General features: G+C 41.6%; 25 protein-coding genes. 19 read left to right on the forward strand and 6 right to left on the reverse strand.

Annotation, left to right across the window (positions count from 1 at the left end; translation table 11 throughout):
- The first annotated feature begins 129 nt into the window (after positions 1–129).
- Together BDD43_RS18440 and BDD43_RS18445 are read left to right on the forward strand one after the other, a co-directional pair.
- Positions 130–1,917: a hypothetical protein gene (locus tag BDD43_RS18440; protein WP_121199056.1), complete on the forward strand. Its 1,788-nt coding sequence runs from the start codon at positions 130–132 to the stop codon at positions 1,915–1,917.
- 123 nt (positions 1,918–2,040) lie between these two features.
- Complete coding sequence (locus BDD43_RS18445) at positions 2,041–2,889, forward strand: DUF6920 family protein (RefSeq protein WP_121199057.1); 849 nt, start codon at positions 2,041–2,043, stop codon at positions 2,887–2,889.
- Here BDD43_RS18445 and queD read toward each other — a convergent pair.
- Positions 2,846–3,202, reverse strand: a complete 357-nt coding sequence (queD, locus tag BDD43_RS18450) for a 6-carboxytetrahydropterin synthase QueD (RefSeq protein WP_121199058.1) — start codon at positions 3,200–3,202, stop codon at positions 2,846–2,848. The two genes, BDD43_RS18445 and queD, sit on opposite strands and share 44 nt — an antisense overlap.
- 197 nt (positions 3,203–3,399) lie before the next feature.
- On the opposite strand from queD, the gene BDD43_RS18455 reads away from it, so the two are divergent.
- Together BDD43_RS18455 and BDD43_RS18460 are read left to right on the forward strand one after the other, a co-directional pair.
- Positions 3,400–4,269 (forward strand): universal stress protein, encoded by an 870-nt coding sequence (locus BDD43_RS18455; RefSeq protein ID WP_162847113.1) that lies wholly within the window; start codon positions 3,400–3,402, stop codon positions 4,267–4,269.
- A 34-nt stretch (positions 4,270–4,303) separates the two neighbouring features.
- Positions 4,304–4,726, forward strand: coding sequence for a hypothetical protein (locus BDD43_RS18460; RefSeq protein WP_121199060.1), 423 nt, complete (start codon positions 4,304–4,306; stop codon positions 4,724–4,726).
- A 391-nt stretch (positions 4,727–5,117) separates the two neighbouring features.
- Here BDD43_RS18460 and BDD43_RS18465 read toward each other — a convergent pair whose 3' ends face one another.
- Both BDD43_RS18465 and BDD43_RS18470 read right to left on the reverse strand, forming a co-directional pair.
- Entirely contained in the window at positions 5,118–6,644 is a 1,527-nt protein-coding gene (locus tag BDD43_RS18465) for an IS1182 family transposase (RefSeq protein ID WP_121195523.1), read from the reverse strand.
- An 82-nt stretch (positions 6,645–6,726) separates the two neighbouring features.
- Entirely contained in the window at positions 6,727–7,548 is an 822-nt protein-coding gene (locus BDD43_RS18470) for a universal stress protein (protein WP_162847114.1), read from the reverse strand.
- 162 nt (positions 7,549–7,710) lie between these two features.
- On the opposite strand from BDD43_RS18470, the gene BDD43_RS18475 reads away from it, so the two are divergent.
- The 5 genes from BDD43_RS18475 (at position 7,711) to BDD43_RS18500 (ending at position 12,414) form a co-directional block, all read left to right on the forward strand.
- Positions 7,711–8,316: a YceI family protein gene (locus tag BDD43_RS18475; protein WP_121199062.1), complete on the forward strand. Its 606-nt coding sequence runs from the start codon at positions 7,711–7,713 to the stop codon at positions 8,314–8,316.
- A gap of 35 nt (positions 8,317–8,351) precedes the next feature.
- Positions 8,352–9,731: a hypothetical protein gene (locus BDD43_RS18480; RefSeq protein WP_121199063.1), complete on the forward strand. Its 1,380-nt coding sequence runs from the start codon at positions 8,352–8,354 to the stop codon at positions 9,729–9,731.
- 96 nt (positions 9,732–9,827) lie between these two features.
- Complete coding sequence (locus BDD43_RS18485) at positions 9,828–10,235, forward strand: hypothetical protein (RefSeq protein ID WP_121199064.1); 408 nt, start codon at positions 9,828–9,830, stop codon at positions 10,233–10,235.
- 63 nt (positions 10,236–10,298) lie between these two features.
- Positions 10,299–10,922, forward strand: coding sequence for a YceI family protein (locus BDD43_RS18490; protein WP_121199065.1), 624 nt, complete (start codon positions 10,299–10,301; stop codon positions 10,920–10,922).
- A gap of 208 nt (positions 10,923–11,130) precedes the next feature.
- Positions 11,131–12,414, forward strand: coding sequence for an acetyl-CoA hydrolase/transferase family protein (locus BDD43_RS18500; protein ID WP_121202031.1), 1,284 nt, complete (start codon positions 11,131–11,133; stop codon positions 12,412–12,414).
- Positions 12,415–12,505: 91 nt separating this feature from the next.
- Here the strand turns inward: BDD43_RS18500 and BDD43_RS18505 are convergent, their stop codons facing one another.
- Positions 12,506–13,390 carry a universal stress protein gene (locus BDD43_RS18505; protein WP_147425684.1) on the reverse strand — a complete coding sequence of 295 codons (885 nt, stop codon included), beginning with the start codon at positions 13,388–13,390 and terminating at the stop codon, positions 12,506–12,508.
- Between the two features lie 241 nt (positions 13,391–13,631).
- Between BDD43_RS18505 and BDD43_RS18510 the strand changes: the two genes are divergently transcribed.
- The 6 genes from BDD43_RS18510 (at position 13,632) to BDD43_RS18535 (ending at position 22,009) form a co-directional block, all read left to right on the forward strand.
- Positions 13,632–16,442, forward strand: a complete 2,811-nt coding sequence (locus BDD43_RS18510) for a TonB-dependent receptor (protein ID WP_121199067.1) — start codon at positions 13,632–13,634, stop codon at positions 16,440–16,442.
- Positions 16,443–16,447: 5 nt separating this feature from the next.
- Entirely contained in the window at positions 16,448–17,848 is a 1,401-nt protein-coding gene (locus BDD43_RS18515; RefSeq protein ID WP_121199068.1) for a hypothetical protein, read from the forward strand.
- Between the two features lie 72 nt (positions 17,849–17,920).
- Positions 17,921–19,267: a histidine-type phosphatase gene (locus BDD43_RS18520; protein ID WP_121199069.1), complete on the forward strand. Its 1,347-nt coding sequence runs from the start codon at positions 17,921–17,923 to the stop codon at positions 19,265–19,267.
- 212 nt (positions 19,268–19,479) lie between these two features.
- A complete protein-coding gene (locus BDD43_RS18525) occupies positions 19,480–20,190 on the forward strand; it encodes a DNA alkylation repair protein (RefSeq protein ID WP_121199070.1) in 711 nt (236 codons plus the stop codon).
- 88 nt (positions 20,191–20,278) lie between these two features.
- Positions 20,279–20,881 carry a CDP-alcohol phosphatidyltransferase family protein gene (locus tag BDD43_RS18530; RefSeq protein WP_246001656.1) on the forward strand — a complete coding sequence of 201 codons (603 nt, stop codon included), beginning with the start codon at positions 20,279–20,281 and terminating at the stop codon, positions 20,879–20,881.
- Positions 20,882–21,019: 138 nt separating this feature from the next.
- Positions 21,020–22,009, forward strand: coding sequence for an alpha/beta hydrolase (locus BDD43_RS18535; protein ID WP_121199071.1), 990 nt, complete (start codon positions 21,020–21,022; stop codon positions 22,007–22,009).
- On the opposite strand, the gene BDD43_RS18540 is transcribed toward BDD43_RS18535, so the two are convergent.
- A complete protein-coding gene (locus BDD43_RS18540; protein ID WP_121199072.1) occupies positions 22,010–23,011 on the reverse strand; it encodes a YihY/virulence factor BrkB family protein in 1,002 nt (333 codons plus the stop codon).
- Between the two features lie 98 nt (positions 23,012–23,109).
- The gene (locus tag BDD43_RS18545; protein WP_246001658.1) at positions 23,110–23,679 is read right to left on the reverse strand and encodes a Crp/Fnr family transcriptional regulator; all 570 of its coding nucleotides are present in this window, start codon (positions 23,677–23,679) and stop codon (positions 23,110–23,112) included.
- Positions 23,680–23,816: 137 nt separating this feature from the next.
- Between BDD43_RS18545 and BDD43_RS18550 the strand changes: the two genes are divergently transcribed.
- From BDD43_RS18550 to rplU, 4 genes are all read left to right on the forward strand, one after another.
- Positions 23,817–25,445: an acyl-CoA carboxylase subunit beta gene (locus tag BDD43_RS18550; RefSeq protein WP_121199074.1), complete on the forward strand. Its 1,629-nt coding sequence runs from the start codon at positions 23,817–23,819 to the stop codon at positions 25,443–25,445.
- 76 nt (positions 25,446–25,521) lie between these two features.
- On the forward strand, positions 25,522–25,881 hold the full coding sequence (locus BDD43_RS18555) for a VOC family protein (RefSeq protein ID WP_121199075.1): 360 nt from the start codon (positions 25,522–25,524) through the stop codon (positions 25,879–25,881).
- 50 nt (positions 25,882–25,931) lie between these two features.
- Positions 25,932–26,342 (forward strand): DUF3592 domain-containing protein, encoded by a 411-nt coding sequence (locus tag BDD43_RS18560; RefSeq protein WP_121199076.1) that lies wholly within the window; start codon positions 25,932–25,934, stop codon positions 26,340–26,342.
- A 95-nt stretch (positions 26,343–26,437) separates the two neighbouring features.
- Positions 26,438–26,746, forward strand: coding sequence for a 50S ribosomal protein L21 (gene rplU, locus BDD43_RS18565; RefSeq protein WP_121199077.1), 309 nt, complete (start codon positions 26,438–26,440; stop codon positions 26,744–26,746).
- Positions 26,747–26,769: the final 23 nt, after the last annotated feature.

Genomic DNA, 26,769 nt, shown 5'->3' on the forward strand with positions numbered 1-26,769 from the left:
CTGGTTTAGCAACCAAAACTGCGGGAATATGGCTGGCTAAAAAATGATCTGAAATAGATAAAAAGGTGATTTTCGTCAGTTTTTAGCAACGGCGTTCTGCATAATTTTGGCAGATAAGGATAATAAAACATGAGCCATACATTTCACATACCCGTTTTAGGTTTGGGCTATTCAATAGATACGCCACTTAAAGTAGCCCGTTACGGTATTTCGTCCGTTATGTCTATAGTTGACGATGAGTTGATTGAACGAATAAGGGAATACCACACCAACAACCATAACGAGGTATTTACGCCAATCTCAAAAGCCGAACCGGATAGCCGGGCAAAACGCATAACAGCCTACCTAAACTTGGTTAACCGGTACGTATCCGAACAGTTTGAGCAAATGAAGACCCAACCGTTTACGGCAGGTAACGATTTGTGCCGTTATTTTGAACTATTGCCAGAATCGTCTCAACTGAGGCAGGGATATGAGTTAATGATGGAATACCCGGATAATACGCGAAGGGAAATATTTCAAAACATATTGCGTAGCCGGATGACATTGGGAGCCATTGATGTAAACATTATGGCCAAAGTTGATAAAATGAACTTTACCGCCGACGGCGAATACACAGGAAACGAAAATACCGATGCCTTGATTGCATTGCGCGGCTTTGCCGAAAGCAACCTGGAGTCGTCAATTATTTTATCGGCTGGGATGAATCCCCGATTGTATAGTTATATCGAAAATTTTGCGGATTTCTTTCCTGATAAAACAGGTCGCATCAAAAAGAAGGTCATCCTCAAGGTTAGCGATTTCAGGTCGGCATTAATACAAGCCAAGTTTTTGGCAAAAAAGGGTATTTGGGTGTCCGAATTCAGAGTCGAATCGGGCCTAAACTGCGGCGGCCACGCTTTTGCAACAGAGGGTTACCTGCTTGGCCCCATTTTGGAAGAGTTTAAGCAAAAACGTACCGAAATGGTTAACGAACTTTTTAGCCTGTACCACCCGGCCCTGGCCGCCAGGGAGATTAATATTGAGGATGCCCCGCAACAAAAGGTGAGCGTACAGGGTGGTATTGGTACTGCCGGTGAGAATAATTTTTTGCTGCAAAATTATAACCTGGATGCAACGGGCTGGGGAAGTCCGTTTTTGCTGGTGCCCGAAGTAACCAATGTTGATGATGATACCCTAACGCAATTAGCCAACGCCGGCGAGGACGACTATTACTTAAGCAACTCATCGCCTTTGGGCATATTGTTCAATAATTTCAGGCACAGCGGTATTGACGTTCAACGGCTTGAACGTTTAAACCAGGGACGGCCCGGCAGCCCCTGCACTAAAAAATATTTATGCACCAACACCGAGTTTACTCCGCAGCCTATATGCACGGCATCTAGGGAGTATCAAAATTTAAAGTTAAAACAGCTTGACAATTTGCAACTAACACCAGACGAGCACGACAAGCAATTTGAAGCCATAACCGAAAAAATATGTTTGTGCGAGGGACTATGCTCATCGGCCTATGTTAAATATGCTATCAGTAAACCAAAAGAAAGCAAGGCCGTGGCTATTTGCCCCGGACCCAATTTGGCCTACTTTACTAAAGTGTACTCGCTTGATGATATGGTGAAACATATTTATGGCAAGCTTGATTTACTTGAGAATATTAGCAGGCCCAACTTGTTTATTAAAGAACTTGAACTTTATATTGATTATTTGCAGGCCGACATGCAAGCTCATTTGAATGACTTAAACGACAAGAAGAAAAAGTATTTTGATAAGTTTAGGGCTCAACTGCACGAAGGAATAAAGTATTACAAACAGCTTTGGGAGCAGTTACCGCAGCAAACATCCGGCCTTATTGGTTCGCTTACGGCAGAGCTTGATTTTATGGAAAGCAAATTGAACAGCCTTTTAGTGCTTAACTAAAAACTGCCCGATATTTTAAAGTACCAGTACTTACAAGTTAATGTTGTTTAGTTAAGAGGCGGAACCCATGGGTTGCATTTTTATAGCTTAGCTAAACGGCATTGACTTACAATTAGCAAAAAAATGGCCCTAAAATCGTTACAATCGGTTTTTAAAACTGAGCTTGCAAAAATAAAGCAATTGAAAATGGCTGCCCAGTTTTGCAGGGTTGTAACAGATTTGCCTGTTCCGTTGCAACGGTATTTTGAGTTTTGCGGGTACACCGGCAAAGAGTGCGCCAGGGCGGTAACTGTTGATTGGGAAAGTGCCTGGCTCAAACTCGCTTTAAAAGGGAAATGGAAAAAAGTGGTATGCACACAAATAAACGTTTTGCCACAGCCTGTTAGGTTGTTTTATATACGTAGAAAGCTATTGGGTGTTTTTCCTTTTGGGGCTATTGACGAGTTTATGCAAAACAATAGTCAAATGCTTATCAAATTATTAAATTTTTTTACGGTGAGCCATGCTACTGGTAAAGAAATGGATAAAGCAGAGCTGGTTACCATTTTGGCCGAAACTATATTGATACCGGCATACGCCTTGCAGTATTATATTACGTGGAAGCAACTTAACCCTAATTGTGTTAAAGGGACTATAAATTACAAAGGCATATGTGCATCGGGTTTGTTTTATTTTGGCGAAGCCGGCCAGATTTTGAGTTTTGAAACTAACGACCGCTATTATACCACAAAAACCGGAGAATACGTGCAAACCAGGTGGTTAGCAAGGGTTGATAGTTACCGCCCTCATCATGGCGGTAATATTCCATCAGCTTTTGCTACAATATGGCGTCGACCCGAGGGCGACTTTGAGTATTTTAAAGGAACCATAGCAGCCATCCGTTACACTCCGTTTGAAACTTTTGGGGTGGGAGCGAAGCCTGGGGCCGTTAACTCCCGTTATATATCACACCCGAAGTTGGCGTTTCCATAAGTTCAATTTTATCTAGCTGAGGTATCGCCGGTTTTAGCTCGTTCCATAACCAAACCGCTAGATTCTCGGCTGTTGGATTTTCCAGGCCCGGTATTTCGTTCAGCACCGCATGATCTAGTTGTTGTATTACCGGTTTCACAATGTTTTTTAAATCGGTAAAATCCATCACCCATCCCAAATTATCGTCTATCGGGCCATCAATAAAAAAGGTAACGTGGTAAGTATGGCCGTGCATGTTACGGCATTTATGGCCTACGGGTACTTTGGGTAAGTAATGGGCACAATCAAAAGTAAATTTTTTAAATATTATCATAAACGTGTAGTTCTGCTAGTGGTGGATACAAAAATCCGCATAAGCATTTATTAAAAAAATGCCCGGCGTCACAAATCCTGTCAGCATCATTTTATTTTTGATAAGTGGTTAACAGTCATGGTAAAATGTGATGCTAATCATGGTTTCAGTGGTCATAAATGATGAGTTTTACAGTGGTTAAACCAAATATAAAAACCATGAAAACTTTACTCATTGCCACCGATTTTTCTGAAAACGCAAAGCTAACTGCTATGTATGGCTACGAGCTTGCCTGTCAGCTTAAGGCCGACGTGATATTATGTAACGCCATTACTATACCAGCCGAAATACCGCAAACCGGTTTTGTTAGTTGGCCCGATAATGAATACGAGGCGATGATGCAAAGCAGCAGCAACGAATTAGACCAGCTGCGGAAATTACTGCAAGCATCTACAGGCAGCAACGGCTCATTCCAGCCGCGCATCAGGTGTGTAAATGCGGCCGGCATTGTAGGCGATGTTGTGAGCCATGCCGCGGCAGAAAGCCGCGCATCGCTGGTTATTGCCGGCACGCATTCAAGTACCGGAGTTGCCGAATTTGTTATTGGCAACCATACCCGCAATCTTATTGATACCACCTCCGAACCATTGCTTATTGTACCGCCCGCAGCCACCTTTAAACCGGTTAAAAGAATAGCTCTGGCTCTTGATTTTGATGACCTGAATCAAGACCTGGCAACCTTGCTCAGAACTATAGCGATAGCGAAGCTATTAGATGCCGAAATTTTACTTACCCACATTGATACCCGCAAACAACCCAGTTTGGCAAAGCAGGAATATTTAAATCAAACACTAGCCGGCCTGGCCAAAAAAACAGGCTACGCCCAAATAAAAACGCTTTTAATTGAAGATAAAGATGTAGAAGCCGGGCTTAACTGGCTTTGTGAGCATGGTAATATACAAATGCTGGCTATGGCGCACCATGCCCAAGGCTTTTTTTTATCGCTATTTAAAGGCAGCCACACTAAAAAAATGAGCGACAGGCTTTGCCTGCCAATGCTGGTTTTATCAGCCGGAAGAGAGAATTAACTAAAATACTTACCCTTTAATATAAAAAAAAATCATGACGATTGTGCAACCCGATACCGAACTTGAGTATGAGATACAAGAGTTATATATTTTGGCCAAACACAGGCTACAAGATATTTCGTTTGCCGAAGATGAACTGCATTTTTTTAAAAACCTTTTAAAAAAATACCAGGGAGGTGCGGCCCAAACCAACCTTGTGGCTCAGTGGGCCCAGTTTAGCCAAAAAATTGATGAGCAGGAACAACATATAGTTCAACTTAAAAAGGCTATACCGCAATTTTTAGAGCACCTAAAGCCCTACGTTGCCGACCTTAAAAAAGCAATGAGCCTAAATTTACTTGAACAGTACAACGGGTTGGACCATGAAATAAAAGCTTTATTTGCGGCGGTAAAAACTACCAAAAAAAGCTTGTTTGCCTGTGCCGAAACCGTTATTAATGCAGGCTTAAAAAATTAATAAATTGGTGGCTGTTACCTGCCTTGCTCATTGGTAAAGTACTAAATAAAAACGGTTTGCAGTGTTAGCGCTGCAAACCGTTTTTATTTAGCTTTTGTACCCCCGCGGGCGTAATATCGTGTTATCATGTACTTAAATTAACAATTGGATAAGTATCCGATACAAAAAACTCATCAGCAGGTTTTTAATATCAATTCTCTTAACTTGTTAATATTGGTTTTTTGTATATTATTTGATAAAAAGGCATGAGGCCGTCTCATAAGCAATTATGAGGCGGTTTTTTTATGGAATATATTTGGATTGTGCTATTAGGGGCTGAAGCTCTATTGTGCAGATATTTCGTTTCTGATCGATTCTAAGAGCGTTTTTTGGAAAAAGGGGGCGAAAAGCCTCAGGCTTTCCACTTTCTGAGGTTATGAGCGATGGATAACAGGCCTATTTCGACCTCGGTTTTGGACATGCCTTTCAGCAGAAAGCGCCTGAAGCCATGATTATGCTTCAGTTGGGCAAATACCGGTTCCACATCGGCAGGCCTTCGCTTTCGGTATTTGATGCCCTGTTCTGTATTTAATCTTTCCTTTGCTTCCTGCTTGTGTTTTCTCAGGGAATGGTTCACCTCAACGATCCGGTTGCCCTGCCCGCTATGGCATACGCCACGCATGGGGCAGTTATTACAATTCTTTGCCTGGTAACGGCTGATCAGCTGTACATGGCCCGATGTGGTTATTCTTTGACCATCACCGATATGTGCCATCCGCTGGCCCATCGGGCAGGTCAGGTAGTTTTCCCCTTCGTTGTAATGCAGGCTGTCATTACTGAACGCTTTGATGCCTTCCTTTTGTTCTTTGTCGAACGTATTGTACTTGATATAGGCTTCGATGCCTTTTTGCTGTAAGATGCCGTAGTTCTCGTCTGAACCGTAGCCGGCATCGGCCACAACTGCTTGGGGAAGTGTGTTGTATAGTGCTTCGTATTGGTCTATGTGAGATGGCAGGGTCTGATAATCGGTAGAGGTTTGATGCAGGCTGTAGTTAAGGATGAACTGATCTTGTGTGGATATTTGTAGGTTATATCCAGGTTTAAGCTGCCCGTTCAGCATGTGGTCTTCCTTCATCCGCATAAAAGTCGCATCCGGGTCGGTCTTTGAAAAGCTGTTACGGATACCTAACTGCTTTTCCTGCTGGTCATAACGTTCCAGGTTTGCAGGCCAGTTCTTTCTGGCATAGTTCAGCTTTTGTTTGACCTGCTTGCTTACTTCTTCCTTGTCGTTCAAAGCGGCATCGATCTTAGCTATGGTTTCTTTTACTTTTTCAGGGTTGATCTCTTCAAAAGATATTGGCGTGGTATCTTTTAGTTCTTCTGCCGCAAGGCCTTGCGCGTACTTCCATAGTTCATCCAGCTGGCTTTTGATCTTCTCTTTACTGTTCTTGATGCTTTTGCCCCATACAAAGGTGTATTTGTTCGCCACCGATTCGATCTTGGTGCCATCGGTAAACACAGTCTCTTTAAGCGAAACGATACCCTGTTCTGCCAACAGCAGTACAATCTGAGAGAAGATCTGCTTTAAGATACCCGACAGCTTTTCGCTCCGGAAACGGTTTATGGTATTGTGATCGGGCTTCTTCATCCCCAACAGCCACATAAAGTGGACGTTCTGTGCCGCCTGGTCTTCCAGCTTTCTTGATGAATAGGTATTGGTCAGGTAACCATACACCAGCAGTTTCAGCATCAGCCGCGGATGGAAGCTTGATGCCCCGCCGCCTTTATACTTGCGGTTGATCGGTTTAACGTCTATCAAGTCAACTACTTGTTTGACTATGCGTACCGGGTGGCCCTCAGGTACTAACTCCTCCAGTTTATACGGTAAAAATGTTAACTGGTCAGGGTCATATGGCTTAAAAACTACTTTCGCTCCCATGCCTTTAAGTTAACAAAAATCACTCTAAAATAACAAGAGGCTGCCTCACTTTTGAGACAGCCTCTTTCCTTTTTATCAAAACTTAGTCTGGCAGTACCAAAAGTGGTAAGGCGCGCTTTTCTAACATTTTAGTGCTGTTATCGGGTAATGGCATGCCGTATAAGGTGTGTTCGTGGTGTATCATCACGGTAAGGTCGGCATTTACAGCTACGGCAAACCTTTCCAACTGTTCGCTTACATTGCCGTTTGGTAATTGTTTAAAGGTAACGTTAGGATATTCAAATATGTTTTGAAACAAATCCAGGCATTGCACATGGTTAAATTTTTCGTCGCTTCCAATATGAGTGATAATGATGTCCGATTCATCAACTTTTGCCAGGTCAACCAAAAAGGCAACAGCCTTGGGGTAAGCTTTCTTTAAATCGGTCGAAAATACAATCGTCCTCATCTCTTCAAAAAAAGCCGTATAAGGAACAAACAGCACCGGGCATTTTACGCGAGTTATTATCGCATTGGTTTCCCCAAAAACCATGTGTGCAAGGTTGCCGTCGCTTTTGGCACCCATAACCACAAGGTCAATATTGCGTGTAGCTATCAAGTCATTAACGTTAGCGGCCAGTTCGCCAAAATCACTCAGTACCTCAATATGTGGTTTAAAATTACTAACCGGGTGGTGCCTTGATAAACGCGCTGCCAAATTGTTTAGCTGGGCCAGGCTGTCGCTTTGCAACTCGGCAAAGTTATAGTCGGCGTCGGCATTTGCGCCTGATGCCTGGTAAACCGGAATTTTAATTGATTGATATAAAATAACATTGGCTTCGGTTTTCTCGGCCAGCTTAACAGCATATAAAGCGGCGTTTTCGGCTTTATATAATAGGTTGGTTAATACGAGTATAGTTTTCATTTTGATATGGTTTAATAGCGTAAATATCAAATAATCAGGCATATATTATAATGATGGCCGTCACTTAATATACTGCTTTCACTCATTATAGTAACTGATGCCAGTCATTTAATACCAGGCACATCGGGTATACTTTTGACCATCATAAAAATTATAACCAACATGAAAAATTCAAGCACAAGCAAATCGGTTCTATACAGCTTAATAACTGCATTAGTTCTATTTAGTACGGTTCAGTTTTCAAAAGCGCAAAGCATTTATAAAGTGGTAAACAGCAAAGAGAGCTTTATTAAGGTATTGGGTTCGTCCAACGTTCACGATTGGACAATGACCTCGGCAACAACCGATAGCCAGGGCGATTTTAAGTTTGAGGGCGATCAGCTCAAATCGCTCACATCATTTACTTTTTCGGTAGATGCCAAATCGTTAAAAAGCGAGCATTCTTCAATGGACGACCGCACCTATAAAACTATAAAGGCCGAGCAGTTTCCTAAAATAGTTTTCAAACTCAATTCAACAACCATCACAGAATTGCAAAAGGGAAAGTTTTTAATTAAAGCCAAAGGCGACCTAACCATTGCCGGAACCACCCAAAACATTACTCTGGATGTTACAGCCACCGTTAATCCGGATAATACAATCACTTGCACCGGAGCGCAAAAATTACAACTGAGAGACTACAAAATTGACCCACCAAGCTTTATGCTGGGTGCCATGAAGGTGGCTAACGACCTTACTATAAAATTTAACATTAACTACAAAAAGTAATTAACTCTTTAAATCAAACAATTAATAATAGCATCATGAAAACAAAAATTTTTACCCTTATAGGGTCGGTAGTTATAACCGGCTTAACCCTTGTTGCAGGTAATGCCAGCGCACAAGAACAGCAAATGCAATTTTTTCGTCCGAATAACAAATTGGGTATCAACGTGTTTGAAACCAGTAAAGCCGATACTATACCTTTTACCGGTGTAAAAGTAAAAGTTGGTGGTGGCTTTACGCTCAACTTTCAATCGTTAAGGGCCTCTAATACAGCCACCCCGCTAATTAAAACAGTTGGTACAGCTACCGGCAACGTTAATAGTTTAACCCCGTTAATTGATGGTTTTAACCTGCCAATGGCCAACCTTAATTTTGACGTGCAATTGGCCGATGGTATCCGTTTAAACCTTACATCGTACCTGGCATCAAGGCACCACGAAGAAACCTGGGTAAAAGGTGGCTACCTGCAAATTGATAAACTGCCGTTTTTACACAGCCAGTTGATTGATAAGCTGATGAAGAGCTTAACCTTTACTATTGGCGAATATGATTTGGATTACGGCGATCAGCACTACAGAAGATCAGACGGTGGTAATACCATTTACAATCCTTTTTTAGAAAACTATATAATGGATGAGTTTGCAACCGAGTTAGGTATGCAGGTGTACTACAAATGCCAAAAAACCGGCTTATTTGCTATGGCAGGTATAACCAATGGCGAGTTAAACCCAACCACCATCGAAGCTACAAAAACAGATGCCGAAACCGGCCAGCTTAACAAATATCCACCGGCTGTATTGGGTAAATTAGGTTACGATAAACAACTTACATCCGATTTAAGGTTAAGAATAACCGGTTCAGCATACTCGGTAAATAGCGCTAACAGCAGCACTTTGTTTGGTGGCGACCGTACCGGATCAAACTACTACAACGTAATGTCAAACCCAACAACAGCTGCTGGTACAGTACTTACACAGGCAATTGATTACAATGCATTTTCGGGCAGGTTTAACCCTGGCTTTAGCGAAGAGAACCACAGCTTTATGGGTAACCTGTTTGTAAAATACAAAGGCCTTGAGTTTTTTGGAACCGCCGAAACTGCTAAAGGCCGTACCATTACCGAAACCTCAAACCGTGGCGCTCAACAATACGCAGCCGACGTGATATACAGGTTTCCGGCTAAAACCGAAAACTTTTGGGTAGCATACCGTTACAACACTGTAAGCGCCACTATTGTGGGTAACTCAACAGATGTTACCGTTAACCGTAATGTTGGCTCGGCAGGTTGGTTTTTAACTAACAATATTATGCTTAAAGGCGAATACGTAAGTCAACAATATAAGAACTTCGACTCAACCAACATTTTAAACGGTGGTGAATTTAAAGGCTTCATGGTGTCTGCCGCCATTGGTTTTTAATATGATAACAAATAACTCACAATTAATAACAACGATCCCGAAGGTAATCTTCGGGATCGTTACTTATAAATACATACAGTTATATCTATAATAGCGATGAAAAAAGTATTGACTTCGGCACTGATTGCAGGGTGCATTTTATTTATGCTGAGTTACGGCGGACTGTTTTTTGCCGTTAAATTTTTCCCGCAGTTTTTTGTGGAATATAATAGTCCGCTATTTAACTCTACCGGCAGCCGCGATGTGCTTTTTTATCTCCATCCCTTCATTATCAGTTTTGCCTTATCCTGGTTTTGGGAAAGGTTTAAAGGCATGTTTAAGGGAGCTATACTGCTTCGCGGGCTGGAGTTTGGCCTTGTGTATTCTGTTATTGCGTTGCTACCCGTTATGTGGATATCGTTTAGCGCTTTAGATATTACAATAACCATGGTGCTCAGCTGGTTTGCCTATGGTTTGGGCCAGGCTTTAATTGCCGGCGTTGTTTTTGCCCGTATCAACCCCTAGCCAAAACGCATTTATAAAATACCGAAACCCAGTTTATTTTTTAAGCGATAAAATCCCGATCCAATGTTAATTAAAAACGCTTGGTGTACTTGGTTATTGGCTGTTATTACCGTGCCCGCCTTACCTGCCCATGCACCGGGGCCGGCTGCCACAGGCAAGGTATGGGTAATTAACCAAAGCAGCAGCCTTTGTGTTAACGGCAGTACAAACATCAATAAGTTTGCATGTGAAATTCCGGATTATGACCATACCGATACCCTAACCCTCTCGAAAGCGAAGGGTAGTAAAGAAATTTTATTATCGGGTTGTATTAATCTTAAAATACAAAGTTTTGATTGCCATAACTCAATAATGACCCACGATTTGCGGAACACGCTGAAAGAAAAACTATTCCCGCGTATGCGCATTAATTTTTTAACCCTTAGCGAGCTGCCCGAGCTAACCCTAACCCCTAAACCCATAACAGGCTTTGTAAATATTGAACTTGCGGGCGTTAGTAAACGGTTTGAAGTTAACTATCAGGCCTCGGTTGATGAAAAAAAATGTATTCATTTATTGGGCACGCGCGACGTTAATTTTTCGGATTTTAATTTGATAGCACCCAGAAAATTAGGTGGTATGATTAAAACCAATGATAAGCTGAGCGTTCAGTTTCACCTCAAAATAACCGCTCTGGATAACCTATAACAATGGAGGTCCAGTTAAAGCAACGGTAACAGCGGCGGCTAAACTGGAAGATATAGACGCTGTATTTGACGAAATGAAAAAAAAGCAAATTGACGGACGCATAGTTCTGGAAATAGCTAAACCATAAAACCAATCATCACAAGGGTAGCTAAATTTTTTGCTTTCTTTGTGTGTGATTTTAATTGCTAAAAGCACCATCTTAAATTACATGACCGAAATTAAATATATATCAGCCGAAGAGGCTTTGAAGTTTGTAAACCCCGGAAACCGGGTTTTTATTCACGGTAGTGCCGCAACGCCGGTTTGCCTGGTGGAGGCCTTGCAAAACAGGCATGCCGAACTCCATGATGTTGAATTGGTAAGTATTACCACCTTAGGCAACGTTAATTTTGATAACCCCCAACACCGCAATTCTTTTTTCTTCAATTCTCTGTTTGTTTCGGCAGCAACGCGCAACGTTGTAAATAGCGAAAGGGGAGACTATGTTCCGGTTTTTTTAAGCGAGATTCCGCAGCTTTTTCGCAGAAATATTTTGCCGGTAGATGTAGCATTAATTCACGTTTCGCCGCCCGATGTGCATGGCTTTTGTTCGTTAGGTACATCGGTTGATATTGCGCGCGCTGCCGTTGATATGGCTAAACACGTAGTGGCGCAGGTAAACCCGTTAATGCCCCGAACGCATGGCGAGAGTTTTATTCACGTTGATAAAATTGACGCCATGGTTTGGCATAAAGCCGACTTACCCGAAGTTAATTATGCCAACGAAACCAATGCGATAGTTGAAAAAATAGGTTATCATGTTGCTTCGCTTGTAGAGGATGGTGCCACATTGCAATTAGGCATAGGCAGCATTCCAGACCAGGTTTTGAAAAACCTTACAGGCCATAAAAACCTTGGCATACATACCGAAATGTTTTCGGACGGAATAATTCCGCTAATTGAAAGCGGCGTTATTAATAACAGCCAAAAGAAATTAAACAAAGGCCGGTCGGTTACGGCGTTCATTACCGGAACCCGCAAGTTGTATAATTTTGTTGATGATAACCCTGGGGTAAGAGTAATGGATATTAGTTATGTAAACGATACTAGTATTATTAGGCAAAATCCTAAAGTTACGGCTATAAACAGCGCCATCGAAATCGATTTAACTGGCCAGGTATGTTCGGATTCTATTGGCACCTACCAATACTCCGGCATTGGTGGTCAGATGGATTTTATTCGCGGGGCCTCTTTATCCGAAGGCGGAAAGCCTATTATTGCCCTGCCGTCGCAAACCAACAAGGGTATTAGCCGCATTACTCCGTTTTTAAAGCAGGGTGCCGGGGTAGTTACTACACGGGGCCACGTACACTGGGTAGTAACCGAATACGGTATGGTTGATTTATTTGGTAAAAACCTTAAACAACGCGCCAAGGCTTTAATTGAGCTTGCACATCCCAACCATCGCGAAAGCCTCCACCATGCGTATTTGGAACGTTTTGAACACGCCTAAATAAGTAAATATAAAAACAGCAGGCCCATATTTTTAAATTAGGGCCTGCTGTTTTTTTATAGATTGTACAGGTATTGCAATTAAAAAAATGCTAAAACACAACCGACTTATTTACAGCCGGAAAAACTAATACGGGCAAATCGGCATTGCGGGCCATGTGCTGGGTGTGGCTTTGGTTAAATAGCCGTTCAAAGCTATCATGTTTGAGATGGACCATAGCCAGCATTTCAAGTTCACGATGATCTAAAAGCCAGGTTAATCCCAAATCAACATCTTTACTTTTAACATCCCGGTAGTAAATGTGGGGGTAATTAACCAGATTGGTCACTTTAGTTAAAAAATTGCTCACTTTATGCCGGTAGTCCTTTTGCTTGCCACCATCATCCATAATATGTACCAATAGCAACTCGGCATTAAATTGCCGCGCCAGGCTCACTATCGAGTGGATAACATCAATTTCCTGGTCGTCTAAGTTAGTGGCAAAGGCTATGGTATTTAATTTTTTAAATTTTGCGGCAGGCGGTATCAGTAACAACGGGAAATTTGCCTTATCAATCACATCGTTGCTTATGCTGCCGGCTAAAAAGCGGCTTATGGCATTATCACTTTTTAGCCCCATAACCACAAGGCTAACATCATGGTTTGCAGCCAGGTTTGTTGTAACATCAGTTACGCTACCAATTTGGATACAGTAAGTAACTTTAGGTTTATAATGTGTTTCCACATTGTTTTGGTGCGACTGCTCCAGCATCAAACGTTTGGCAAATATGCTTAACTCGTGGTCAACATCGGTTTTAATAGTTTGGTAATCTTCAACCGGCCAGGCGGTTTGCAATGCCATAAGTGAATTGGCAGGAACCTTGGCCGCATTAAAAAGTTTAACGTCGGCGTTTATAAACTTGGCTAATTGCAACGCATATCTTGCCGCATTATCTGCTGCGGGCGAAAAATCGGTAGGCACAATAATGGTTTTCATGGTTTGCGGTTTTTGTTTATCCAAATCTCGCTACTAAAATGAGCCTGCGGAATGACGGCAATCATTTTAGTTTATGATTTTAAGCAGTGCGACGGGTAACAAATTTAAAATTTCGGGTGGCTTCTAATCTGCATCACACTATTATTTGTTAACTTTTCATTAACTTTATTTACAATTTCTTAATGTTTTATTGATATTTTTCTCATAGTGTAGGCGTTCCTTTGCGCTAAAATCACAATACATGAAGAGAACATTAACCTTAATCTTATCCTTGTTTCTTTTTACCGGCTTTGCTTTTGCAGGTGGTATAATTAAAGGGAATATTACTGATAAAAATAGCGGCGAGCCACTTATTGGTGCAACAATTAGCATCAAAAGCAAAAATACCAAATTTAAACTGTCAACAGGCAGTGGTTTGGATGGTAGTTTCTCGTTTAAAAATGTGCCTGCGGGAGAATATGAAATAGAGGGCAAGTACATCTCGTTTAAAGAGGAAACAAAAAGTATTAATGTTAAAGATGCCGGTATAACAATTGTTAAAATTCAACTCGTGGCCAAAGGGAGCGAGCTTAAAGAGATAACCATTGGAGGCCGTGCTTCGGGCGAAACAGATCAGTCGGCTATCAGAACCTTAAAGCAGGCAGACCAGGTGATGAATGTTGTATCGGCCAAAACAATTGAAGTATCTCCGGATATTACTGTTGCAAACGTTATGCAACGCGTATCGGGCGTATCAATTGAGCGGAGTAACAATGGCGAGGGCCAGTATGCTATTATCCGCGGTATGGAAAAACGCTATACCTACACCCTTATTAATGGTTTTAAAATACCGAGCCCTGATAACAAAAACCGTTATATACCGCTTGATATTTTCCCTGCCGATATTGTGAGCCGTTTAGAGGTTTATAAATCATTAACCCCATCTATGGAAGGCGATGCAATAGCCGGCGGTGTTAACTTAGTTTTAAAAGATGCGCCCGACGAATTTACGGTTAAAGCTAACCTGGGTATGGGCGTTTCGCAAAGTGTTATTAATAATGGCTTTACAAACTTTAAAGCCAACAATGTTACCGTGCGCTCGCCACGTATTATTAATGGTAGTTCGTATAACGCGGTATTGAGCGATTTTTCTTACGACGGTCAGCGTTTTACCAACTCAAAATTGCCGGTTGGTACCATTGCAGGTTTAAGCGTAGGTGGCCGGTCGGCAGATAAAAAGTTTGGAGCTTTGGTATCGTTAAGTTATCAAAATATTTACAAGGATAACAAGAGCGTTCTTTTTGGGTCGGACGTTGACGCAAATAATTCGCCGCAGGTTACCGATATTACCCGGAGGATATACAATATTCAACAAGAACGCACCAGTGCTATTGGCAGGTTTGATTACAAATTTAACAAACGTAACAAATTAACTTTAGACGCCGATTACATTAATTTGGCTCAAAACTTATACCGCTTTTCATCGGATACAGCCTTAACGCTGGCCCGCACGGCTATAGGCCAGGGCCGCGTTACGCAAGACCCACGCAGCGAGCGCGATGTGCAAAAAATATATAACTTTACCCTTCACGGCGAACATAGCTTAACTGATATCCTAAGCTTTAACTATAGCGGCGTTTACGCCAAGGCTACAGCCAATGGTAACCGTTACGACCTGGGTTTAATAACCAGCAATACTTTGCAATCAGATGGATCGGTTTTACAAGCACCTACTACAATTGACGCTTCTAAGGGCCAAACACAAACCTTTAGTTATAACTCCGACCAGGATAAAAGCGGGTACCTAAATGTTGTTTACACGCCTAAACTGTTTGATACTAAGGTGATTTTTACCGCCGGTGGTATGTACCGCAATAAAACCCGGAGCAGTACTTTCGATCAATACACCTTGTCGCTGCCGTCAATTATAGCATCCACCCAAATTTATGATGGTAATATCGATCACAATACTTTTTCGGTAGCCACATTACAAGGAACAGCTTCTGATCCGTTAAATTACGACTTTACCGAAAATGTTGGAGCAGGCTTTCTGCAGTTTAAATTTAATATTGATAAACTGGAAGCAGTTGGCGGTGCCCGATACGAACATACCGATCAAAACTATTACGATGCGTTACCAGCCACTTCGGTAGGCAAAACGGGTTCTATTAAATACTACGATATATTGCCGAGTTTAAACCTGAAGTACACCTTATCTGACAAGGAAAATTTACGTGCAGCGTATTATTCGGCTATTAGTCGCCCCAATTTTTATGAGTTGGTGCCACACACCAGCGGCGACCCCGATGCTGATTACCAGGAAAAAGGTAATCCAAATTTAAAACACACCACTGCCGATAATTACGATTTGCGTTACGAGTTTTTCCCTAAAGCTTTAGACCAATTGTTGGTTGGTGTTTTCTACAAAAAAATAGTTAACCCCATAGAATATGCTTTAGTAAACCAAATGGCCGCGGGTTCTGGTGGTTTTGCTTTACAGGCAAGCAACTTTGGTACGGCACATAATTATGGTTTTGAGGCCGATATAACCAAATATATTCATCATTTTGGTTTCCGGGCAAATTACTCTTACACCAATTCGGAAATTACATCTAGCAAGGCCCAACAATACCGCAATGCTACCGGTAACGTAGTAACTCGTTTGGTAGATCAAACCCGTCCTTTGCAAGGCCAGTCAAAAAATATTGGCAACCTGTCGTTACTTTACAAAGACGCCAAAAGCGGGCTCGACGCTCAAATATCAGCGGTTTATACCGGCGAGAGGATAAACAGCGTGTCTACTTATTTGGATAACGACATCTGGCAAAAAGGTTTTGTAACCTTAGATGTTTCGGCCGAAAAGAAGGTGTTTAAAAACCTTTTTATTTATGCAAAAGCTACCAATTTACTCAATACTCCTTACGAGTTGTTTGTTAAATTGCCATACCCACCGCTGGGTCTTCCAGGTTCTACGGGCCAGGCTATTGAATACCAGGAAGCGGGCAAAAATACCTTTATCCGTAAAGACAACTATCAACAGTATTATATTTTGGGCCTACACTATAAACTTTAATTTACATGAAAAAGATATTTAAGCAGTTATTGGTAGTGTTGTGCGGTGCGCTTGCACTGAGCGCCTGTCATCAAAAAGAGATAACTAATATCTCGCCAGCGTTAATTCAAACGGCAAACGCCATCACATCCGACACCTTAAAGGGAACTATAAAAGGTACCTTGTTGAGTGGGAAAACATATTACTTTAGCAGCGATATTACCGTAAACGACGGTGATACCCTGTTACTGCAAAGCGGTGTACACCTTATTGCCTTGTGCGATGGAAAAACACCTGCAACAGCCCCCGAAATATTTATGCACGGTACTTTTATAAGCCTGGGAACTAAAGACCAGCCAAATTATATTACCGTTAAAAATGCCGACGACCTGCATGCGCAGGCGGCCCAACAAAATTATGTTAACGTGTTTTTTGGCTGGTGGGGCGGTATTACCTGCACGCCATCGGCTGTTACGCCAACTAACCCAAACCCTAAAGGCGGCGATGCCATTATTAAATGGACGCATATTGAATTTGGCGGCGGTCCTGCGGGCTCTGCCGATAATCAGGCGTTTTACGCAACCGGAAACGCCCGTTACAATATTTATTTCGCAAACATCACCAAAAATTTAATTATCGAAGATTCGTGGTTTTTTGGCGCAAAAGACGATAACATTCGTACAGATGGTGGTAAAATAAGCATCATGCGCAATACCTTTGAGCTTTGCGGCGGCGTAGGTGGCGAGTTTTTAAACATGAAAAGCGGCACCGTTGGCGATGTGGCTTACAACATGTGTATCGGTTCGGCAACTAACTCGTTAAAGCTATCAGATGCCGGTAGCACAGGCGTACAGGCCAACGTAAATATGTACAACAATACCATGGTTAACGGCGGTTACAGGCAAACAAAAACAGGCCGCGGTGGCGCTATTGACTATGAAAAATTGGCTAAAGGCAAAGCCTTTAACAACCTGTTTGTTAACTGCCGCTTTAGCATGCGTGTAACCAGCGATGCCGATATTGCCAATGTATCATACAACAACAACTTATTTTATGGTTATTCTACAGCAATTGTTGGGCAGTTTTATACCACCGATAGTTACCTGGGTATTCCAAAGGGCAGCAGCGATATTATATCAACCACGGTACAAACCAATAACCCTTTATTTTACGGTTACGACGTAAACCAATATAATTTTACATCTAACCCCGGCCCAATTTCGGCCAGTTTGCAACCCTTTGTTGTAGTAGCTATGGGCGCGGCTAACTTTAGGTTAACGGCAGCATCGCCTGCAATAGGTAAGGGTAATACTTCGCTTTTACCATTAAACACGGTTACAGCTACCGGCACATACGGTGCCACCATTACGCCGCCGGGCCGCGATTTGGGTGCTTACCAAAGCGATGGTACAGGTAATCAACATTAATAGTTAATCCGTTTTAATTAAATAAACTCAGGTTAGTAAAGCTAATCTGGGTTTATTTGTATAATATATTTTATGTTAAAATACTTTAAAGCAACACTGTTATTACTTGTACTTTGTACAACATACAAGTTAAAGGCACAAACCTGCAATTATCCTTATTTGGGTACTAAAACACTTTACAGTGTGCAGGTTTACAAAAACACGGTACCGCCAGCACGGTACCAGCCCATATTTATTAACCATGTGGGTAGGCACGGTGCCAGGCATTTAACCAAGGAGGTAAACACCAGCTTTGCCTATAAATTGCTAATGCATGCCGATAGTGCCGGTGCTTTAACAGCAGAGGGGCAAAAGCTTAAAGATATGGTGATGGCGTTGGATAAAGTTGAACACGGAAAGGTTAAATCCATATCGGGCGGAGGTAGGGAGGAGTTGCAAGGTATTGGGCAGCGAATGTTTAACAATTACCCCAAGGTATTTGCCGGCTCGCCCCGGTTAAATGTGGCCATTACCAAGGAAATTAGAACCAAGCAAAGTGCTGATGCTTTTTTGAATGGATTAAAAGCCGGCTTTTTAGATAGTGCGAAAATTAGTGAATACACCGATGACACCGATTTACGCTTTTATGATGCTTCGCCAACTTACACAGCGTTTGAAGATGGCGGCAACTGGCAAACAGTAATGCACCAACTGGAGCAAAAACTTAAAATTGCCGATGTTGATACCAAAATAATAAACCGATGGATAAAACCGGCTTTTACCGAAACACTAAAACCAGCCGAAATAGAAAAATTAGTGAGCGATATTTTTGGCTTTGCTACCATTGTACCATCGTTAAGAGTTGAAATAGCTAAAGCTGATATGAAGCCCGGTAGCGTTAATTTTATCAGCTTATTTAATTGCGACGAAATTGAAGCTTTAAGCAAAATTGATGTAGCCGACGATTACCTTAAAAAAGGGCCGGGTACCAATAAAAACGGTATCCAGGTTAGGATAGCCGTACCCTTACTGGTTAACTTTATTAATACAACAGATCAGTTTATTAAAAATGGTGATATCAATGCCGAACTTCGTTTTGCTCATGCTGAAACCATTTCGCCATTTGCTACGCTATTGGGGATAGACAAGGCGAGCCTTTTAGCTACCGATATCAACCAATTGAGCCAAAGCTGGCGGTCGGATCAGGTTATATCGCTCAGTTCAAATATTCAATGGGTTTTTTACCGCAAAAAAGGGAGCAGTAATTTATTGGTCAAAATATTGCTTAACGAGCGCGAGGTGCATATAAACGGCCTGGCTACTAAATTATTTCCTTATTATCAGTGGCAGGCATTGCGGGCCTTTTATCTGAGTAAACTCAATAATTTAAACGTAAAATTGACCGATAACATGGCCGATTATCTTAAAGAGGTTAAGTAATGTTGTAGTAACGACTATTTTTTCAATATAAACATTGAGGCTGCTCGGCAAAGAGCGGCCTTTTTTATTAAATAAAAAGTAGGCAATGTTGCAGGGGCAGGTTGATGTTAAAGCTTGACAGCAAGTTGGATTTATTTCAATGCTTTTAGAAAGGCCATAAAACATTCGGTAATAAGTATTAAATTGCAGTATCTATTATTGTTTAAAAACCTATGCTTACCTTACAAACCATCATGGCCGAGCTACAGGCAAACGGTAGCGAAAGCATCAAAAAAACCTTACTTAAACACGGTGTAAAAGAACCATTTTTTGGGGTGAAGGTTGAGTTTTTAAAAACCATTCAAAAAAAGGTTAAAACAGATTACCATCTCGCGAAAGATTTGTATGCCACCGGCAATGCGGACGCGATGTACCTTGCCGGGTTAATTGCCGATGATAAAAAAATGACCAAAGCCGATTTGCAAAGCTGGGTGGAGCAAGCCTTATCAAGCAATGTTAATGGTTACACCGTTCCGTGGGTTGCTGCCGGGAGCAATTATGGTTATGAAATGGCAATGGATTGGATAGAGTCCGCTAACGAAAATATTGCCGTAGCCGGATGGTCAACACTATCAAACCTGCTGGCACTTAAAGCGGATAGCGAATTAAACCTAACAAGCCTAAAAACATTATTATACAGGGTAGAAAAAAATATTCACAAAGCACCAAACCGGGTGCGGCAGGTTATGAATGCGTTTGTTATTGCGGCAGGCAGTTACGTGGCTCCGTTAACCCACGATGCCATAGCTACAGCAAATAAAATAGGCACTGTATTTGTCGACGCCAACGGAACGGCCTGCAAAGTACCCCCGGCAGCCGAGTACATAAAAAAAATACAAGATAAAGGAACAATAGGCAAAAAAAAGAAAACAGTTAAATGTTAAATAAAGCACCGGCCTGCTATTAAATACTTTATTTTGTTTACTATTGCTCATCCCTAATAATAATTTACCTTTTATTATATCAATAAGGATGAAAAACATACCCAAGGCATTGATCTTGTCCAGAATTTTTATTGGGGTCGTTATTTTGCTTTTGGCCATTTATGCAATACCTCATTTCAGGGCTATCATTATTACACTGGTAGCAGTTGGTTTATTAACTGATATTTTCGACGGTATAATAGCAAGGCAGTTAAAAATATCAAGCGTAAAGCTGCGACGTATGGATTCTAACGTCGATATGATATTTTGGGTGTGCATTATTGTGGCCGCTTACGTCATAAGCCCTTTATTTTTTCGGGAAAACTGGTTGAAGCTTTGTTTGTTAATTGGCTTTGAGCTTGTTAGTTACGTGTTTAGCTATATCAAATTTAAAAAAGAAGTGGCTACCCATGCCATAGGTTCAAAACTTTGGGCACTGGTGTTATTTGCAACATTAATACAATTGATAGCCGTTGGTAATTCGGTAATATTGTTTAACATTTGCTTTTACCTGGGTTTACTAACCCGGTTGGAAATTATTTTGATGCTTATTGTAATTAAAAAGTGGACAAACGATATTCCAACACTTTATCACGCCTTCCGCATCAGGAAAGATAAGCCAATTAAACGGCATAAATTGTTTAACGGCTAAGGCTATATTCTCCTAACATAATTTTGTTAATCTATTTTATCATAGCCATATAATTAAAAGTATGTGGTTAATAATATTATTATTACAATTAAACCTTTTGTGATATTTATTGTCTTACCTATATCTAACCATTAAATTATGCGTAATTATTTACGTTATCCGTTGTTGCTGTTACTTGTATCTACTTTATTTATCTGCTGTAAAAACGCTGGTAATGGCGCGGCACCTTCGTATGTGTGTCCGGCAAATCGTTTTATTACCGAGCAATTTACGTATGTAACTTCAACAGTGTTATACGGGCAAGCCATTGATTATACCGGTAAAACCCAAAGCCTGCAAATGGATTTAAACCAACCGGCTGCCGATACTTTGGCCCACCGGCCTTTAATAATTTACTGCCACGGCGGCGGTTTTACAACCGGAACCCGCAATGGGGCATTTGCAAATAAATTTTGCCAAGCCTTTGCCAAACGCGGCTATGTAACTGCAAGTATTGATTACCGCCTGGGCATTGGTAACAATGGCGATAACGATGTAATTAGCGCACAAATACGTGCCGTGCAGGATGCCAAGGCTGCCGTGCGTTTTTTTAAACAAACCGCTATTGAGCAAGGCAATCCATACCGTATTGATACTGCGCAGATTTATATAGCCGGAGAATCATCGGGAGCTATTGTGGCCCTGCAAATGGGTTATTTAAATACTACAGCCGAGTTTGCCGAAACTGCCGATGCATTAATACTAAGCAACCTAAACGGTATAGAGGGTACTACTACCTTGCCTTATTCATCAAAAATAGCTGGGGTGATAAGCTTATCGGGCGCTATGCTGGATGTTAACTGGTTAAACAATGGCAGTATGCCTGTAATTATGGTACATAGCACTAATGATGCCGTGATGCCCTACAAATCGGCAATTGCTGGTCCATATACCGAAACGAGGGTTTATGGAAGTTTCTCAATAGATTCGGCTGCAGCAGGTACCAAGGTGGCCTCGGCTTTGCATACCTTTTATAATGCGGGTAACGCACCGTATTTAAACTCAAGTAAATACGCCGATACTACAATAAAATATGTAGCGCAACAATTGTTTGGCTTGATAGATTGCCAACGATTAGGCCACAGATAGTTAATCGGTAAATTCCCGTTGTTGGTTTCTGTCTATCTCGGCATTTTTTGTTTTAAACCTATTGTACTCGGGTTTAGCAATTTTGATGTTTTGCTTTGAAAGATCGATGCTTGCATTTAGTTCAAAACCAACCAAAATAATGATGGAGTTAATATACAACCAAAGCATAATAACAATGAGGGTGCCAATTGAGCCGTACAGTTTGTTATATGCCGAAAAGTGGTTAATGTAAAAGGTAAACCCCCACGATGTTAGCAACGCTAAAAAAGTAGCCATTATAGAGCCCGGACTTAAAAACTTCCACCGGCGTTTATGGGCGGGGCCGTAACGGTATAAAATTGAAACGGTTACAAAAAATAAGATAACCACTATAAACCAGCGCAGCAGCGTGATAAGGTATATCCAAAATTTACCGCGGGTATCTAGCTTGAATTGTATGTAACTTATAATGGATTGGCTCATCACCAAAATAAAAATTCCCACAATAAGCGATAGCAAAATAAGCATGGTAAGCACCAACGCTACCCAGCGCCGCCGTAACCAGGTGCGGGTTTCTAACAATAACGACGATTTGTTAAAGGCCCGCATTAATTTATGAACGCCGTTGGTAGCAAAAAACATTGCCGATAGAAAGCCGAATGAAAGCAGGCCGCCGTGCTGGTTTTTTACAATATCAATAATAGTTGACTGGAATACATCGTAAGCGTTTTTGGGTAAAATGAGCTGCAACAAATCCAACAAGGTTTTTTGGAATTTGTGTATAGGTATGTATGGTATTAGCGTAAATAAAAATATAGTGCCGGGGAAAATAGCCAGCAAAAAGCTATAAGCCAGCGACGAAGCTTTGTTAACCAGCGACTCTTGTTTTATTTCTTCAAAAAAAAAGGTTGCTACGGTATAAAGCGGCAGGGGCCTAAAACCCGGAAGGATGATAACCTTTGTCCAATCAAGTATATAACGGTAAAATCTTAATCGTAGTAAGTTTCGGTGCAGCCAATCCATTTAGTTCAAAAATACGCAAAAAATCACATTTTAATATCATGGCATTTGCAACATGCCAAACATTATAGCTTGATATGCTGATAAGCAAGCTGTTGCTTTTACTGCTTTTTAGCCCGTATCTTGCTCAAAAACTGCGGTGTAAAGCCCAGGTACGATGCTATCATATACTGCGGAACGCGCTGCATAAATTCGGGGAAACTACTACTGAAATGGCCATAGCGTTCTTCATCGGTTTGGTCAAAAATAAACTTCATCCGGCGTTGCCAAGCGGTATAAACCTTTTGCAAAACAAGGCGGAAGTATCGTTCCAATTTAGGTATGCGGATAAAAAGCTCATCAAGTACATCTTTATTTAAAGCAATTACTTGCGTGTTTTCAACAGCCTGAATGTAATAACCTGTGGCAATGCGGTTATCAAAACTATCCTGATCGGTTATCCACCAGTTTTCTATCGCAAACTGCGTAATTTGTTCGTTTTGTTTACGGTTTATAAAATAAAGGCGTAAACAACCCTGTACAACAAAATAGGTGCTTTTGCAAACTTTACCGGGCTGTAAAAGCAAATCCTTTTTCCTGAAGTTTTGAATAGTTACCGAATTGGAGATAAGAGCCGCTTCCTCGTCAGTTAAAGGCACAAATTTTTTAATGTGGTTAATAAGGGCTATCATGATAAAGGCTACTTAGGGGCTAATTTACAAAATGCAAAGTAACGCTACTGTATTATTTGGCTAAAGGCTTAAAAGTTACCGCTATTTCAAATCAATAATTTTGCGCAATTTTATAGCTTTCTCTACTAACGCTAATTATGAACCTGGAATTTAACAAGAACGAAGACATTAACAAGCAGTTGGTTTACGAACTGAAAACAAAGCTCAAAAAGATATACCTGGGCGGTGGCGAAAAGGCCGCTGCCAAACAAAAAGAAAAGGGTAAAATGCTTGCCCGCGAAAGGGTTAGCTATCTTATTGATAAAAATAAACCCTGGCTTGAGGTTGGTGCCTTTACAGCCGATGGCATGTATGCCGAGCATGGCGGCTGCCCTTCGGGCGGGGTGGTGTGCGGTATTGGTTATATAAGCGGCAGGCAATGTGTTATTGTTGCTAACGATGCCACGGTAAAGGCGGGGGCCTGGTTCCCGATAACGGCTAAGAAAAATTTACGCGCACAGGAAATTGCGATGGAAAACCGCTTGCCCATTATTTACCTGGTAGATTCGGCGGGGGTGTACTTGCCTTTGCAGGATGAGATATTTCCTGACAAAGAACATTTCGGGCGGATATTTCGCAACAATGCCTGGATGAGCAGCCACGGCATAATCCAGATAGCTGCCATTATGGGTAGCTGTGTTGCCGGAGGGGCTTATTTGCCTATAATGAGCGATGAAGCCATGATTGTTGATGGCACGGGTTCGGTTTTTTTGGCAGGGTCGTATCTTGTAAAATCGGCAATAGGCGAAGATGTGGATAACGAAACCCTGGGCGGCGCAACCACGCATTGCGAAATTAGCGGCGTTACCGATTATAAGCATCCCAATGATGCGGCTTGTTTAGATGCTATCCGCAATATCATGAGTAAAACCGGCCATAATACCGAGGCTGGTTTCGACCGCATTAAGCCATCATTACCGAAACTGGATGAGCAGGATATTTATGGCATATTACCCGAGAACCGCGACAAACCGTATGATATGAAAGAAATTATTAAACGGTTGGTTGACGATTCGGAGTTTGAAGAATATAAGGCACTCTTTGGGCAATCTATAATTTGCGGCCTGGGCCGGGTTGACGGCTGGGCCGTGGGTATTGTGGCTAACCAGCGCACGGTACTCAAATCGAAAAAAGGAGAAATGCAGTTTGGCGGCGTTATCTATTCGGATTCCGCAGATAAGGCAACACGGTTTATTATGAATTGTAACCAGAAAAAAATACCACTGGTTTTTTTGCAGGATGTTACCGGTTTTATGGTAGGCAGCCGCAGTGAGCAAGGCGGCATTATAAAAGACGGAGCCAAAATGGTTAATGCGGTAGCTAATTCGGTTGTACCCAAAATTACCATTGTGGTGGGTAACTCATACGGAGCGGGTAATTATGCCATGTGCGGCAAAGCTTACGACCCACGATTGATATACGCATGGCCATCGGCTAAAATAGCGGTAATGGGTGGCGCACAAGCAGCAAAAGTATTGGTGCAAATGCAGGCCGCAAGCATGAAGGCAAAAGGAGAGGTGGTTACCCAGAAGCAGGAAGATGACCTGCTTAAAGAAACTACCGACAGGTATAATAGCCAAACCACACCTTATTATGCAGCCGCACGCCTTTGGGTTGACGGCGTTATTGACCCGTTAGATACCCGCAAGGTAATTAGCATGGGCATTGAGGCTGCTAACCATGCACCAATTGAGCGCGCATTTAATGTAGGTGTGATACAAACCTGATTTTGGATTTGGGAATTTCAATTTGGAATTTTTTTTATATCCAACATTTAGATGATACATTTTTTCTATTACATCAATGATAAATATTAAACGGGCCGACCATGTTTATGTATCTGTGCCGCCGGGCAAGATGCATGAGGCTAATGAGTTTTATAGCCAGGTAATGGGCCTAACGCCTAAGCCCAGGCCGGATGTGTTTACATCGGCAGGGTATTGGTATGATATGGGTGGGATAGAGCTGCATTTAGGCACGGAAACAGTTGTGAGCCCATCTAAACGGCATTTTGCCTTGGAAGTTACCAATTTGCCTGCCGCCCGCGCGCATTTAGAAGCCAATAATATTGAGATAGACGACACTGAAGCCATCCCCGGAAGGCAACGGTTTATGTTTACCGACCCTTACGGAAACTTGGTGGAATTACTGGAATATGATTAAATTTGAAACCATCAGCGTAAAAACTTCAATTATCTTCATTATCAATAAAAATGGAATCGGTAGAAACAGTGATGGTATTGTTTGTGATAGGCTTTGCGGCCCTGTTAATTGGTTTTGCACGCAGCAACGAAAAACGGAAACTGCTGCGCAATGGTATACGTGTTAATGGCATCATCTTCCAGATTATTAACGATGGTAAAAGCAGCAGCCCAACTTATTATGCAGTGGTTAGGTTTTTTACGGAGCAACACGACCGTGTAACCGAAAAATACAAAATTGGCGGTAATAAATGGACGTATAAAGAAGGCGAAGACGTGAAAGTGATTTACGACCCGCAAAACCCTGGTCGTTTTTTGTTGGATGATATCCGGTCGAAGGCTTTGAGTCCGGTATTTATTTATGGTGGTATTTTTTTGATATTGGTTTCTGTTGGCCTGTTGGTGCTGGGTTTGCGCGGATAGCTTAAACCATAAAACGAATAACTTACGTGCTATTGCTAATTTAAAAGTAAAACCCTATATTTGCACCTCATTTTAAACAAACAAAATAATTAACAATGTACGCAATAGTAAGTATAGCCGGACAGCAATTTAAAGTTGCTAAAGACCAGCAGATCTTTGTACACCGTTTACAGGGAGATGAAGGCGCTAGTATTGAATTTGACAAGGTATTGTTAGCAGAAAACGAAGGTGCTATTAAATTAGGTTCTGATTTAACAGGTGCAAAAGTAACAGCTAAAATCGTGTCTCATTTAAAGGGTGATAAAGTAATCATCTTCAAGAAGAAAAGAAGAAAAGGTTACAAAAAGAAAAACGGTCACCGTCAGCAATTCACTAAGATCGAGATCACTGGTATTTCGTTATAATTTAAGTTTAACCATAAGAGCCG

This window comes from Mucilaginibacter gracilis (assembly GCF_003633615.1).
Classification (GTDB): domain Bacteria; phylum Bacteroidota; class Bacteroidia; order Sphingobacteriales; family Sphingobacteriaceae; genus Mucilaginibacter; species Mucilaginibacter gracilis.